The organism is Actinoplanes sp. NPDC051411 (assembly GCF_040682075.1).
In the GTDB taxonomy this organism is placed as follows: Bacteria; Actinomycetota; Actinomycetes; order Mycobacteriales; family Micromonosporaceae; genus Actinoplanes.
On sequence record NZ_JBFBAD010000018.1, the window covers coordinates 46,573 to 61,218 of the forward strand.

A 14,646-nucleotide genomic window follows, 5' to 3' on the forward strand; every position below is an offset into this window, starting at 1 on the left:
AGCTATATGGTGACCTCCGCCGCCGAAACGGTGCCGGAGGACCTCGCCCGCCTCCGCCGATCCCCCCGATGAACGAGGACGGACACGTGTTGAAGTCACGCCGCGGTCTCCTTGCCGCCGGCCTAGCCGTCGCCGTGGTCGGCGCCTTGGGCGTTGCCTCGACTATGAACGCGGGCGCGGAACAGGTCTCCGGTGACCAGGGTGCCGCCAAGGCCCCCGTCGCCGACCAGGCCGATGCCCCTGCCGTGTCGACACCGCCGGCCAAGCTGCCCTGGGGCGACAAGCCGCAGCGTGTGCGCCGGGGCCGAGACGGCGCCTCCAGCCGCTCGCTCAAGGCTCAGGGTCTGCAGGCCGCCTCCGACCACAACGCACACACCCTCGACTTCGCACCCAAGGGCCGGTCGACCAGGACCAGCGTCCTGCGGTCCGAGAAGACCGACGTGCAGCCGCCCGCACCGGCCGCGTCGCCCTCGACCACCACCACGACGACCGCGCCCGACGACTCGACGACGTCGCCCACCACGTCGTCCACGACGAGCCCGGCCGCCGACCCGACCACGGCGGCCGCGACCACCTCCCCGGCCTCGCCGTCGACGTCGGCCGCGGGGGTCGCCCCGCTGGCCGCCAGCAGCACGCCGAACGCGGTCAGTTCCACCACGCCGCCGGTCACCGGCAACAACGGCGCGGCGAGCAAGAGTGTCAACTTCCTCTACAGCGTGGCCTCGCAGGAGCAGAAGGCCGACGGTCTGTACGCGTCGGTCGACATCAAGAAGCCGACGCTGGCCAAGGGCGAATACCACACGCTCGCCGAGCTGGCCGTGCAGACGGACGACGGCTCGCAGACGGTCGAGGTCGGCTGGAACGTCGACCGCTCGGTCAACGGCGACGACGACCCGCACCTCTTCGTCTTCCACTGGATCAACGGCGAGCCGACCTGCTACAACGCCTGCGGCTTCCAGCAGTTCGACGGTGGTGCCAAGCCGGGCGACACGCTGCCGGTCGACACCCTGAAGAAGTTCGGCATCGAGCACGTCAACAACGCCTGGTGGATCGCGTACGACACGAACTGGGTCGGCAACTTCCCGGACAAGCTCTGGAACGAGCAGGGTGTCGACGACTTCACCTACGGCTCGTACTTCCAGGCGTTCGGTGAGGTCGCGGCCCCGACCTCCACGCCCTGTTCCCAGATGGGCAGCGGCGTGAAGGTCGGCGACCCGTCGGGGGCGGCGGCCCGGATGGGCAACCTCACGTACATCAACGGTCCGACGGTCAACATGTACATGCGAAGCACCAACCTCGTTTACGGCATGAGCTCGATCAAGAACTCGACCAGATCGTTCATGTACGGCGGACCGGGCGCCTCCGACCCCGAGAAGAGTTCTACCGACACCGTGAAGCCGGCCTGCTGACAGGTCACCCACGACACGATGCCCGGTCCCGGCGAGGGGGATCGGGCATCGTCCGTTTCCCCAGGGGGTTGCCGGGGCGCTCCCAGGACGGAATTGGCTGCCTCGCGATCGAACCGGAAACCGGCGGGGGGTGTAATACCCAGGACGGGGCCGTGAGTTCGAGAGGCAGGCCGGATGAGGCGACGGGGTAGCCCCGACGAGGAGCTGATGACCGCGCTCTATACCGAGCACTACGCGGTCCTGCTCAGCTTCATCCTGCGTTACGTGCACGACCGGCACCGGGCCGAAGACCTGGTGCAGGAGACGCTGCTGCGGGCGTGGAAGCACATCGACCACCTGGACAGCGACCCCGGCCGCACCCGGTCCTACCTGCTGACGATCGCCCGTAACGTGGTGACCAACGCCTGGCGGGCCGAGCAGCGCCGCCCCCACCTGGTCGCCGACGAGGCCGCGGTGGCGTCCGTGCCCTCGGCCGACAACGTCGATCAGCTGGTCGAGGGCTGGCTGGTCGCCGAGGCGCTGGAGCGGCTCTCGGCCGATCACCAGGCGGTGGTCCGGGCCATGTACTACGAGGGCCAGAGTGTCGCCGACGCGGCCCGGAAGCTGTCGGTGCCCGAGGGCACAGTGAAGTCGCGGGCCTATTACGCGGTGCGGGCCCTGCGAACCGCCTTCGAGGAGATGGGGGTCCTGCGGTGAGCGCCGAACACGACGACCTGCGCCGGCTCCTCGGCGGTTATCTGCTCGGCGGCCTCGACGAAGCCGACACCGACCGGCTCGACGCTCACCTGCGCGACTGCGACGACTGCCGCACCGAGCTGGACGAGCTTGCCGCCGTACCGGAGCTTTTGAAGCGTTTGCCGGAAGCCCAGCGGGCCGGGGGCGACGGCGCGCAAGCGCCGGTCAGCCTGGCCACCCGGCCGAGTGCGGAGAACATCGAGGGCCTGCTGCGGAAGATGCGGGCCGAGCGTTCCCGGGAGAGCCGCACGGCACGCGTACGCTGGCTGGCCGCGGCCGCCGTGGTGGTGGTCGCGGCCGCCATCGGCTTCGGGGTGGTCCGCGGCAGTCATCAGCAGCAGGCCCCCGAGGCGTTGCCCAGCCCGCAGCTGGTCACGGCCCAGTTCGAGCCGGCGGCGGGCAGCAGCATGACCGGTCAGGCGACGCTCACCCCGAAGACGTGGGGTGTCTCGGTCTCGCTCGAGGTGACCCGGTTGCAGGGTGACGGGCCGTTCCTCTGCCAGGTGCACGACGACGAGGGCAAAGTGATCGAGCAGGCCGCGGCGTGGGGGCCGACGCCGACCGGCAATGCCAAGGTGATCGGCGCCAGCTCCATCCAGCTGCGCAACGTCAGTGAGATCACGGTGGCCGACCGCAACGGCCACCTGCTCGGAACGGCCAACGTCAACTAGGTCACCCGGCGGAGTTTCACCAGGTAGGTCTGGGCGACCACGACCAGGGCCAGGAACGCCCCGCTGATCACCTGCTGCCAGTTGCTGTTGAGGTTGCCGACCTGGTTGATCAGGTTTTGGATCACGCCGAGCAGCAGCACACCGGCGACGGTGCCGGCGATCGTGCCGGCGCCGCCGGTCAGCAGGGTTCCGCCGATCACCACCGCGGCGATCGCGTCGAGTTCCATGCCGCTGCCGAGCACGGTCACGCCGGAGCCGAGCTTGGCCGCGTTGATCGCCCCGGCCAGCCCGGCCAGCAGGCCGGACATCACGTATACCCAGACCTTGGTGCGGCGGACGGCGATGCCCATCAGGGCCGCGGCGTCCTCGCTGCCGCCGAGTGCGTAGACCGCGCGGCCGAACCGGGTGCGGGCCAGCACGACCATCCCGGCCACCACCAGCGCCGCGGCCAGCCACACCGGATAGCCGAGGCCGAGGAACGAGCCGTTGCCGAAATGAGCGAACGGCCGGCTTCGGACCAGGTAGGTCTGCGAGCCCTCTTGGCTGATCGCCCGCATCAGGCCGCGGGCGCCGAGCAGGGCGGCCAGGGTGACGATGAACGGCGCCATCCGGGTGTACGCGATGAGCAGCCCGTCGACCAGCCCGATCGCCCCGCACACCAGCAGCGGGGCGGCGAACGCGGCGAGCCAGCCGTACTGGGAGGCCCAGGCCGCGACGACGCCGCCGAGCACGTAGAGCGATCCGACCGACAGGTCGATGCCGCCGGTGATGATCACGAAGGTCATGCCGAGGGCGATCAGCATCGGTGGCGCGGCCGCGACCAGGATCGTCGCCGCGTTGTCGAAGCTGCGGAAGTTGGGGAAGGCGGCCACCGACATCACGACCACGACCACGAGCACGGCGAGCGCGCCCTGGCGTTGCACGGTTCCGACGATCCGATCGGTGCGCTCGGCCCGGCGGACGTCCTCGACAACGATCGTCGCGGGATCGGTCACGATCATCGGGTCTTCCTTTCCCGGGCCACGTAGACCGCGATCAGGATGATCACGGCCTGGACCATCTCGGTCGTCGACGGCCGCAGGTTGTGCTTGATCATCGTGGCGATCACCAGTTGCATCAGGAGGGCGCCGGCGACCGTGCCGACGACGCGCACCTTGCCGCCGGTGAGCGGGGTGCCGCCGACCACGACCGCGGTGATCGCGGACAGTTCGATCAGCAGGCCGACCGACGAGGCGTCGCTCGACTGGATGCGGGACACCGACAGCAGCCCGGCGATCGAGGCGAGCACCGAGCAGACCACGTAGACGGTGATCAGGACCCGTTGGACCGGCACGCCGGCCAGCTCGGTCGCGGGGCGGTTGCCGCCGATGGCGAGCAGCCGGCGGCCGAACACGGTGCGCCGCACGACGAACGCGACCACCGCCACCAGCAGCGCGGCGATCCAGACCAGCACCGGGATGCCGAACAGGTCGCCCGAGCCGAGATAGAGGAAGTTCGAGTCGTGGATGTCCCGGAGCCGGCCCTTCGAGATGACCACGGCCAGGCCCCGGCCGCCGACGAACAGCGCGAGCGTCGCCACGATCGGTTGCAGCCCGACCTTCGCCACGAGCACGCCGTTGATCAGGCCGACGACCACGCCGGCGGCCAGTGACACCAGAATCGCGGCGACCACGCCGTACCCCAGATAGAGCGGGATGAACGCGGCCGCGAGCGCCATCACCGAGCCGACCGAGAGATCGATGCCCTCGGTGCCGATCACCAGTGCCATGCCCAGCGCGACGATGACCACCGGCGCGACCTGGATCAGCTGGATGCGCAGGTTGCTCCAGGTCAGGAAGTACGGCGTGAAGAAGATGTTGTAGAGCCCCAACAGGGCGATGGCCAGGTACACGCCGTATTTCGAGAGCCGGGTCAGGTCGAGACCGGGCCGGGCGGTGACGGCTTCGCCGGTCATGACGGGTCTCCCGCGATCGTGGCCAGCAGATCCTCGGTCGTGACGGCGTCGCCGGTCAGGGTGCCGACGACCACGCCGTCGCGCAGCACCACCACCCGGTCGGCGCCCTCGATCAGCTCCTCGGCGTCCGAGGAGACCAGCACGACGCCCAGGCCCTCGGCGGCCAGTTCGTCGATCAGCGACTGCACCTCGGCCTTGGCGCCGACGTCGATGCCGCGGGTCGGCTCGTCGAGCAGCAGCACCTTGGGGCCGGTGGCCAGCAGCCGGGCCAGCAGCACCTTCTGCTGGTTGCCGCCCGAGAGGTCGCCGACCAGTTGGTCGGGGCTGGACGCCTTGATCCGCAGGCGGGTCATGTACTTCTCGACGATCTCGTCGATGCGCTTGTCGGACACCAGGCCCAGGCGCGACATGCGGGGGAGCACGGCGAGCGCGATGTTCTCGCGTACGGAAAGGCCGGCGACGATGCCCTCGGCCTTCCGATCCTCCGGTTGCACCGCGATGCCCGCCTTGACCGCCTGGACCGTGGTCGGCCGGCCGAGGGAAGCGCCGTCCACCTCGACCTCACCGGCATCCAGCGGATAGGCGCCACCGATCGCCTTGATCGTCTCGCTCCGGCCGGCGCCGAGCAGGCCGCCGAGCCCGACGACCTCGCCGGGCCGCACCTCGAAGGTGACCTCGTGCAGCTTGTGCCGGTCGGTCAGGCCGGTGGCCCGCAGGATGGGTGCAGCCTCGCTGCCGGTGGCGTCGCCGGAGAAGGCCGTCGAGCCCTCGGTGACTTCCCGGCCCAGCATGAGTGAGACCAGCCGGATCCGTTCCAGGTCGGCCAGCCGGCCGGTGTGCACGACCTTGCCGTCCCGCAGGATCGTCACCGCGTCGCAGATGCGATAGAGCTCGTCCAGCCGGTGGCTGACGTAGACGATGCCGATGCCCCGCTCGTGCAGCGTGCGGATGACGCCGAAGAGCGTCTCCACCTCGCGCGGCTCGAGCGACGAGGTCGGCTCGTCCATGATCACGACCTTGGCGTCGACCATCACCGCCCGGGCCAGCGCGACCATCTGCTGCGCTCCGAGCGGCAGCGTCCCCAGTGGACGGCCGACGTCGGTCGTGACGCCGTAGCCGGCCAGGACCTCGGTCGCCGCGCGTCGCATCCGGCGCTCGTCGAGCAGGCCGAACGCGGTGCGTGGCTCCCGCCCCAGGAACAGGTTGTGGGCGACGCTCATCAGCGGGACCAGGTTGACCTCCTGGTAGATCGTGGAGATCCCGGCCCGCTGGGCGTCCATCGGTGAGCCGAAGGTCACCGCCTCACCGGCATAGCGCAGCTCACCGGCGTCCGGCCGGTAGACCCCGGTGAGCACCTTGATCAGAGTGGATTTCCCGGCGCCGTTCTCGCCGACCAGGGCGTGCACCTCACCCGGCTGGAGGGCGAAGGAGACCTGGTCGAGCGCGCGTACGCCGGGAAAGGTCTTGCTGACCCGGGTGACCTCGAGCATCTCAGTACGCGCTGTTGACGTCGGTCTTGGCGTTGCTCTCGTCGTACTGCCGGTCCTGGATGACGATGTCCTCGCCGACCGGGGTGCCGCTCAGGAACTTGCTCGCGGTGTCGAACGCGAGCGGGCCGAACCGCGGGTTGGACTCGATGACCGCGCTGGCCCAGCCGTCGACGATGTTCTGCACCGCGCTCTTGGTGCCGTCGACCGAGACCACCTTGACGTCGCCGGCCTTCTTGCCCGCGCCCTTGAGCGCGGTGACCGCGCCGAGCGCCATCTCGTCGTTCTCGCCGTAGATCCCGTTGATGTCGGGGTTGGACTGCAGCAGTTGCTCGGTGACCTTCTGCCCGTCCTCCCGGGCGAAGTTGCCCGTCTGTTCAAAGACGATCTTCACATCGGGGGCGACTTTGGCGATCTCGTCCTTGAAGCCGCTGGTACGCAGCGTGGTCACGTTGTTGCCGGGCGCCCCGAGCAGGATCGCGACCTTGCCCTTGTTGCCCAGGGCCTTGGCCATCTCGTCGGCGGCCCGCTTGCCCTGCTCGGCGAAGTCCGACCCGATGAAGGTCAGGTAGTCCTTGCACGGGGTCGCGTTGATCTTGCGGTCGATCGTGATGATCGGGATGTGCTTGGCCGAGGCCTTGGCGAACACCGAGTCCCAGCCGTCCGAGTTCAGCGGCGCGATGACCAGCACCTGGACGCCCGAGTCGATCATCTGCTCGACGTCGCTGATCTGCTTGTTGAACTCGGAATTCGCGTTGGTCGCGGTCAGGTTGGTGATGCCCAGCTTGGCCGCCTCGTCCTTGATGGACTGGGTCTCGGTGATGCGGAACGGGTTGGCCTCCTTCTCCGACTGGGAGAAGCCGACCTTGGCCGTCTTGAGATCGATCTTGCTGCCGCCGTACTGGTCGATCGAGCAGGTCGGGCCGGCCGGAGCGGAGGCGACGACCTGGGCACCGGCCGACGCCGGAGCGGAACTGTTGCTGGCCGAACCGCTGTCCTCGGACTTGGCGCACGCACTGATCATGAGCAGGGCGGCACCTAGAGTGACGGCCGCAGGGCGCAATCGTCCCGGGTATGTACGCATGTTTTGAGCTCCTTGGTGGGTGTGACATCGGGGAGTAACCACCTGGAAACACATTCACGCACCATCAAACTTTTCCTGTCAAGCATGAGCACCAAAACCAATCACAACCGAACGCCGCTGACGGGCGTCGATGGGAACTGAGAACGGCTCAGATGGTGACGGTCGAGGTGCGCGCGAGGTCCCAGCGCGCGGACAACGCCAGGTAGAGGCTCCGGGCCTCCTCCGGGCGCTCCCCGCTGAGCAGGGCCGCATCCTCCAGCGCGACCGCCCGCTCGAACACCCGCCCGACCTGTCGGTAGTGCTCGGCCGCGGCCAGCGCCGGGCCCGGATCGCCGAGCAGCAGTGCCTGACAGCGCAGATTCGCCGCGTACGCCCGGGCCGGCCGGACCTCCCGGGCCGCCTCGGCGGCGCAGATCGCCGCCGCCTGTTCGGCAATGTCCGAACGCGACAGAGTGCGGGCGAGCCGCACGACGTCGGGCAGCCACTGGTGCCGCAACATCATCGGGGCGTACGCCGGCTGCAGCAGCGGCGCCAGCACCTCGAGCGCCTCCTCGCCCCGGCCCCGCTGCTGGGCCGCGAGCGACCGGGCGACCAGCAGGAAATCGCAGTTCTCCCGCTCGGCCTCGCTGGCCGGCACCGCGTCGGCCGCACCCAGATGCGCCGCGGCCAGGTCGGGGGCGTCGCGATGCAGGGCGATCAGCGCCGCCACCCCGTGCAGCAGCATCGTCACCGCGCCCGGCTCGCGCAGCCCGTGGAAGCCGATGCCCGGCGCGTCCTCGGTCACCGCGCTCACCTCGGCCAGCGCCTCGTCCCACCGGCCCAGCCAGTAGTCCTGCACCGCGGTCGCCACGTGCAGGCTGGCCGGCAGCCGGTGCTCGGTGGCGAACGCGACCGCGGTCTCCAAAGTGGTTTGAGCCTCGTCGAGACGGTCGAGATTTTGCAGCGAGAACAGCCGGTTGTCGAGCAGGTCGATGGTGGTGCCGGCGAGTTCCTCGTTACCCCGCACCACTTCCAGAGCACGGTCCACATTGGCCAGTGCTTTCTCGTGGTCGCGGCGGATCGAGCTCGTCATCCAGATCGTCTGCAGGGCGTACGCGCTCTCGTAGGGCTCGCCGGCCGCCATCGCCTCGGACAGCACGATCTCGGCCCGCCGCTCGGCCAGATCGAGATCGTCGAGGTCACCCCGGCGGAAATTGGCCAGCAGCACGCGATGCCGGGTGCGCCAGATCGTCGGCACGCCCGCGTCGTCGACCGCGTCGCGCAACATCGCCACCGCCTCGGCGATCTCACCCCGCCGGTAGCGCATGGTCGCCAGCAACTGCCGCATCTCGGCCTTGTCGGCCGGGTCGGTGGCGAGGGTCATCGCCTCCTCGGCCTCGGTCATCGGGTAGTGCTCGCGGCGGAACTCCAGGCGGACCAGGGCGACGAGCAACACACCGCGCTGCCCGGCCGACGGCAGGTCGGTGGCGAGCGTACGGCGGATCAGCTCCCCGGCGATCTGCGGCGCCCGGCGTACGACCTCGGCGTGGTGGTCGAGCAACCAGCCCAGCACCCAGCTGTCGACCACCGGGGTCTGCGCGGTCAGCTGCTCGGCGACCCGGGTCACCGGGCTCCCGCCGGCCGCCAGCACCTCCGCCGCGTGCCGGTGCAACCCGGCCCGCAGCGCCGGCGGCACGCTCTCGCCCAGCACCTCCCGCAGGTAGGGATGCCGGAACGCCAGGTCGGTTCCGCTGTCGACCAGCATGTTCGCGGTCAGCGCCTCCTCCAGCGCGCCGACCAGCTCCAGCGCCGAGCGCCCGGTCACCGCGACAACCTCGCTGACCGAGAACTCGAAGCCGAGCAGCGCGGCCAGCCGCAGCACCTCCCGGGTCTCCGGCGACAGCAGGTCGAGGCCCGCGTGCACGGCGTCGAGCAGCGTCTGCGGCGGGTCGACGGTCACATCCGGTGCGGTGTCGGCGCAGCCGCCGGCGACCTGGATCGCCTCCCGCTGCCGGAGCGCGCCGATCAGCTCGCGGGCGAACAGCGGGTTGCCGCCCGCCCGCGCCACCAGCGCACGCAGGTGCGGGCCGGGCGGGGCCCCGACCAGCGACTCGACGAGCCGGTCGATCTCGGGCGCGGCAAGGGGTTTCAATCTGACCGGCCACGGTTGGCGGCCCTGAACGGCCCGGCGCAGCGTGGCCAGCCGCGGTTCCGTGCGCGCGCTCGCGACCAGCAACAACGGGAGGCGAGAGGTGAGCGACAACAGGCGCTCCCACACCCGTACGGTCGCCGAGTCGGCCCACTGCATGTCGTCGACGATCAGCACCAGAGGGGTGGCCGCGCACGCCCCGCGCACCGCGGCCACAACCTGGTCCTCGGCCACCGCGGGCTCGGCGACCGGGCTGCGCGGCCGCCGCGACGCGGTCTCCAGGCCGAGCGCCCGCGACAGCACCTGCAGAGGGACACGCGAGCCCAGCTGATCGGCCGCGCCCCAGGCCACCCGGCATCCGGCGTCGGCCGCGTCGGCGAACGCGAGGATCAGCAGCTCGGTCTTGCCGATGCCGGGTTCGCCCTCGATCCAGACCGCCGACCCGCCGCCCGCGGCCGCCGTGCGCACCAGGCCCCGCAAGCGGTCGATCTCGGCCGACCGTCCGAACGAGTCGCGCCCGTCCAGCCCGTCCCGCAACGCCTTGGCGACCGCGGTCGGCACCACGGTGCGGGACGGCTCGGGCACCGGGATCGCCGCCGGCCGCTCGGCCGACCCGGCCAGCACCTGGCGTTGCAGGTCGCGCAGCGCCGGCCCGGGCTCGATGCCGAGCTCGGCGACCAGGGTGCGGCGGGCCGCCCGGAAAACCTCGAGCGCCTCGGCGTGCCGGCCGGCCCGGTGCAGCGCCCGCATCAGCAACTCGTGGAGCGGCTCGTGCAGCGGGTTGTCGCGGACCAGGCCGGTCAGCTCGGCGACCAGGCCGTCGTCGCCGCCCTCGTCGAGCAGGATGCGGGCCCGCTGCTCGGCCGCGGCCAGACGCAACTCGGCCAGGCGCTGACGGTCCAGCTCCAGGAAGGGTCCGGCCAGGGTCGCGTACGCGTCGCCGCGCCAGAGCGCGAGCGCCTCGTCGAGCCGGTCGGCCGCCTCGTGGCCCCGGCCCGCGGCGAGCAGCTCGGCGGCGATCGCCCGCAGCCGCTGGAACCGGCTGGCGTCCAGGTCGTCCGGGGCGACCCGCAGCAGGTATCCGCCCGAGGCCGAACTGAGCATGCCCGGTTCGAGCCCGCGCCGGAGCCCCGACACGTACGTGTAGACGCTGCCGGCGGCGGTCGCCGGCGGCGAGTCGCCCCAGATCGCGTTGATCAGCTCGTCGCGGCCGACCAGCCGTCCGGCGTGGGCGGCGAGCACGGCGAAGACGGCCCGCTGCCGCCCGGGACCCAGGTCGATCTCGAGCTCGTCCACCCAGGCACGCACCGGACCGAGCACGCAGATGCGCAACGCGTTCGGCACGTGTCCTCCCGGGTCAGTGAATGCCAACTTCACGGGTGACGGCCCGGGTGTCAATGGATAACGGAAACCGGACGGACGGGCACTCCTGCTTCGTCCCGCTTCCGCCGTCCTTCGGACCTCTGGTGAACTGGGCTGTCATCCTTCACGGAGGCATGAAGGATCCATGAAGATTCTCTGAAGGAGCTTCTCCGAGACTGACCTCACTTCGCTACTGGGAGGTGGAGTCATGGAACAGGTCCGGGTCTCGTTGCAGGCGACCGATCCGCTCAGCCACGCCGGTCTGGCCGCGCTGATGCAGTACCGCACCGACGTCACCGTGCTGCGCCCGGCGCAGCGCGCCGAGGCCGACGTGCTGGTGATGGCGGCCGAACGGCTCTCCTCCGACGTGGTCGCCTCGCTGCGCCGGGCCGGAACCGAGTCGGGCATTCCGGTGGTGCTGGTGGTCCAGGAGATCGCCGAGGCGGAACTGCTCACCGCGGTCGAGTGCCGGGTGGTGGCGATCCTGCCCCGGGCGGCGGTCACCGCCGAACGGCTCGCCCACAGCGTGAAGGCGGCGGCCGCGGGCGGTGGCGTGATGCCCCCCAACCTCGTCGGTGAGCTGCTCAAACACGTCGAGCGCATGCAGCGCGACGTGCTCACCCCGAACGGGCTCAACCCGTCCGGCCTGACCCCGCGCGAGATCGACGTCCTCCGCCTGATGGCCGACGGCTTCGACACCAACGAGATCGCCGGCAAACTCTGCTATTCCGAGCGCACGGTCAAGAACGTCATCTACGGCGTCACCCACCGCCTCAAGCTCCGCAACCGTTCCCACGCCGTCGCCTACGCCCTGCGGGCCGGCATGATCTAGCGCCGGGCCAGGGCGGCCTGGCACCGCTCGACGTGCTCGGCGACCCGGTCGGCCAGCATGGCCGGAAGGTCGGAATCGAGCGCGACGACGTCGTCGTCGGCCGCGGCCTTCCGGAACGCGCCGGGAAGCAGAGCGGCGAGCTCGCCGACCCGAGCGACGACCCGCTCCGGATCGAGCCCGTTTCGCTCGGCGAAGGTCGCCCAGCGGCGTCCGGTGATGGCGGTGACCCGGTATTCCGTGCCGATCCGCATGGCCAGCCGCAGCTTCGGCAGGTGCACGTCGTCGTACGGCAGGATGCTGGCGACGTCGTAGAGCGGAGCGAGCCGGACCTGCCAGGCGGTGATCAGCAGTGAGTAGTTCTTGGCGTGCGCATCGGTGCCGGCGATCAGCCAGTTCAGCGCCAGGGCGTCGACGAAGCGGCCGACCTCGGTCTCGGCCACGGTGGGCGGGCCGACCGCACGCCGGATGAGCGCCACGATCTGCTCCGGTGAGGGGCCTCCCTCGTTCTGATATTTGGTCGTCGGCAGCACACCGAGCGACTGGCAGATGTCCTCCTGATGCACGCGCACCACGGAGCCGCGGGGACCGGAGCGGCGGTCGTAGCGCTCGATCACGATCGCCCGCTCGCCGGCGAACGAGCGGACACTCGTCGAGGCGGTACGCAGGCCGGCCAGCCGGGCCGCCCGCAGGCACAGATGCTCGTTGAGGTCGTGGTCGTCGAATCCGGTGATCGCGGGCTTGAGGATGTGGGTGGTCGGCACCACCCCGGACGGATCACCCCACTGCCCGCTGATCGCGTCCCAGTGCAGGGCGGTCTTGGCCTGCGCTCCGGCGAGGCTGAACTGCCCGCCGCTCGAGAGGTGCCAGGCCGAGGAGTCGCGGCGCAGCGCCCGCAGCCGGCCGGCGACCTGCTCCTCGGTCAGCGGCTCGACCGAGCCCAGGCCGGCGAGCATCACCCGGAGCCGATCCGGTCCGACGAACTGCACCGCGCCCGCGCAATCTTCGCCGACATGGTTGAGCAGCGCGAACGGGTTGCCGGCCGAGACGTGGAAGTCGCGGCCCCACCGCTCCAGCACGCCGTCGTTGTCGGGCAGGAGGCCTCGGCAGAAGGCGCGCACCTCGGGACCGTCGTGATCAGCGGCGGACAACGGCATGGACAGGGACAGCGGCATCGCATCGGGCGACTGCCGATAGTCGTGGTCGTAGGAGAACGTGAGCTTGCCGCCCGCGCTCTGGGTGAGGGTGCCGATCCGGACTCCGCCGAGCACGGCCACCAGGGTCCGGGTCGTTGACTGCTGGGCGGCGGTCGTCGGAGGCTCCAAATAGGTGTCGAGGTCGAAGTTGGTGGTCGATCCCGGCTGCACGTCGACGAACTGGCCCAGCGCGGCGATGACTCGCAAGGCCAGCCCCAGCTCGACCGAGGGCTTGCCGGCCTCGAGGTCGGCCAGCCAGCGTCGGCTGACCCCGGCCGCCGCGGCCAGATCGGTCTGGTTGAAGCCGGCCACCCGGCGCTGCTCGCGGAGGTATCTGCCCAGGTTGCCGGGGCTGTCGATGCGCATCCGAGTGCTCCTTCCGCAGTTGAGAGCGGACTTGCACATCGTAGGGCGCGGTGGCATTCGTGCACAGTATTAGGAACGAACGCGCACATCGGAATTGCTGTGCGAGTACGTGCACGAGATCAGGTGCCGAGGCCGGTGGCGAATTTGCGCTTCAGCGGGGCGATGGCGTTGACCGTGCGCAGGGCGGTGCGGAAGGCGAGGCGGGCGGGGCGGTTGCCGGAGGCGCCCATCCGGGCATTGCGCAGGGACTTCGCGACCGCGGCGAAGCCGTAGCCGCGCATCTGCTCCTCGTAGCTGTGCACGGCCGGGAGCAGGTCGTCGGCGAGTAGGGCGCGTCGCAGCAGGTCGGCGTCCCGCAGCGCGGTGTTGGCGCCGATGCCGGCCATCGGGGTCATGTTGTGGACGGCGTCGCCGAGCAGGGTGACCGGGCCCGTCTCCCACGGGCCGACCGGGGTGGCGCTGCGGACCCGGATCGCGTTGATCGTGTCGGGGTCGGAGCCGCCGATCAGGTCGCGCAGGCCGGGTGCCCACCCGGTCGTGCGGTCGAGGACGAGCCGGCGCAGATCGCCGCCGGCCAGCGTTTCCACGCCGGGCGGGAAGGTCGCGGTCGCATCCGAGAAACCCCAGATCGCGTACGCCGTGGAGCGGTCGAGCAGGAACGACTGCGGTGCGCCCGCTGTCGTCACGGCGGCCCGGTCGGGGTGCCAGACCGACGTGAACAGAGAACCGCGTCGACCCGGCAGCACCAGGTTGGTGTCCTCGGTGAGGACCCGTGGCAGGGCCGGGTCCGGGAGGCGGTGCTTCCCCGCGATCGCCAGAACGCCGGTGTCGATCCTCTCGGCGTGCGGAAGGAGCTGACGGCGTACGCGTGAATTGGCGCCGTCGGCGCCGACCAGCAGATCGCCCGTCGCCGTGCCGCCGTCCGTGAAATGCGCGGTGACGCGCCCGTCGGGCCCGAGCGTGTAGCGCTCGAACTCGGCACCCAGCCGGAGCACGTCGTCGCCGAGGCCGGTGAGCAGGGCCTCGCGGAGCCCGAGCCGGCTGGCGCCGTAGTGACCCTCGGCCGGACCGGTCTCCGGCAGGATCTCGGACGCCGTGTATCGCAGCAGGTCACGCAGTTGCTCGGTGACGAAGCCGAACCCGCCGCCGCTCACCGACACCGTGTCCAGGAAGCGCTGCCAGGCCTCCGGTGGCAGGCAGTCGTGCAGGGCCCGGCTGCCGTGCGGATTGATGTGGATGCGGTATCCCTGCAGCCAGTCGGTGCGGGCCCGGGTGCGCTCGAAGACGGTGACCCGGACGCCGCTGCGGCGCAGGCCGTGGGCCAGGCAGAGCCCGCCGATTCCGCCGCCGATCACCAGTACATGGATTTCGCTCATGCGATCGAGTCTCAGATGGATAAGTGACTTTGTCAAACGTCTGCATGAT

General features: G+C 70.6%; 11 protein-coding genes. 4 read left to right on the forward strand and 7 right to left on the reverse strand.

What is annotated here, in order from left to right; all coding sequences use genetic code 11:
* The first annotated feature begins 86 nt into the window (after positions 1–86).
* The 3 genes from AB0M88_RS12780 (at position 87) to AB0M88_RS12790 (ending at position 2,815) form a co-directional block, all read left to right on the forward strand.
* Entirely contained in the window at positions 87–1,409 is a 1,323-nt protein-coding gene (locus AB0M88_RS12780) for a neprosin family prolyl endopeptidase (RefSeq protein WP_364099848.1), read from the forward strand.
* Positions 1,410–1,583: 174 nt separating this feature from the next.
* A complete protein-coding gene (locus tag AB0M88_RS12785) occupies positions 1,584–2,105 on the forward strand; it encodes a sigma-70 family RNA polymerase sigma factor (protein ID WP_364099851.1) in 522 nt (173 codons plus the stop codon).
* A complete protein-coding gene (locus AB0M88_RS12790; protein WP_364099854.1) occupies positions 2,102–2,815 on the forward strand; it encodes a zf-HC2 domain-containing protein in 714 nt (237 codons plus the stop codon). The genes AB0M88_RS12785 and AB0M88_RS12790 overlap by 4 nt, the downstream gene beginning before the upstream one ends.
* On the opposite strand, the gene AB0M88_RS12795 is transcribed toward AB0M88_RS12790, so the two are convergent.
* From AB0M88_RS12795 to AB0M88_RS12815, 5 genes are all read right to left on the reverse strand, one after another.
* Positions 2,812–3,816 carry an ABC transporter permease gene (locus tag AB0M88_RS12795; RefSeq protein ID WP_364099856.1) on the reverse strand — a complete coding sequence of 335 codons (1,005 nt, stop codon included), beginning with the start codon at positions 3,814–3,816 and terminating at the stop codon, positions 2,812–2,814. The two genes, AB0M88_RS12790 and AB0M88_RS12795, sit on opposite strands and share 4 nt — an antisense overlap.
* The gene (locus AB0M88_RS12800) at positions 3,813–4,769 is read right to left on the reverse strand and encodes an ABC transporter permease (RefSeq protein ID WP_364099859.1); all 957 of its coding nucleotides are present in this window, start codon (positions 4,767–4,769) and stop codon (positions 3,813–3,815) included. The genes AB0M88_RS12795 and AB0M88_RS12800 overlap by 4 nt, the downstream gene beginning before the upstream one ends.
* Complete coding sequence (locus tag AB0M88_RS12805) at positions 4,766–6,259, reverse strand: sugar ABC transporter ATP-binding protein (RefSeq protein ID WP_364099861.1); 1,494 nt, start codon at positions 6,257–6,259, stop codon at positions 4,766–4,768. Before AB0M88_RS12805 ends, AB0M88_RS12800 begins: the two co-directional genes overlap by 4 nt.
* Position 6,260: 1 nt before the next feature.
* Positions 6,261–7,280, reverse strand: coding sequence for an ABC transporter substrate-binding protein (locus tag AB0M88_RS12810; protein ID WP_364099863.1), 1,020 nt, complete (start codon positions 7,278–7,280; stop codon positions 6,261–6,263).
* 208 nt (positions 7,281–7,488) lie between these two features.
* Entirely contained in the window at positions 7,489–10,812 is a 3,324-nt protein-coding gene (locus AB0M88_RS12815; RefSeq protein ID WP_364099866.1) for a BTAD domain-containing putative transcriptional regulator, read from the reverse strand.
* 226 nt (positions 10,813–11,038) lie between these two features.
* On the opposite strand from AB0M88_RS12815, the gene AB0M88_RS12820 reads away from it, so the two are divergent.
* A complete protein-coding gene (locus AB0M88_RS12820; RefSeq protein WP_364099869.1) occupies positions 11,039–11,662 on the forward strand; it encodes a response regulator transcription factor in 624 nt (207 codons plus the stop codon).
* On the opposite strand, the gene AB0M88_RS12825 is transcribed toward AB0M88_RS12820, so the two are convergent.
* Both AB0M88_RS12825 and AB0M88_RS12830 read right to left on the reverse strand, forming a co-directional pair.
* On the reverse strand, positions 11,659–13,221 hold the full coding sequence (locus tag AB0M88_RS12825; protein WP_364099872.1) for a HipA domain-containing protein: 1,563 nt from the start codon (positions 13,219–13,221) through the stop codon (positions 11,659–11,661). The two genes, AB0M88_RS12820 and AB0M88_RS12825, sit on opposite strands and share 4 nt — an antisense overlap.
* Before the next feature lie 119 nt (positions 13,222–13,340).
* Positions 13,341–14,597, reverse strand: coding sequence for an FAD-dependent monooxygenase (locus tag AB0M88_RS12830; RefSeq protein ID WP_364099875.1), 1,257 nt, complete (start codon positions 14,595–14,597; stop codon positions 13,341–13,343).
* Positions 14,598–14,646: the final 49 nt, after the last annotated feature.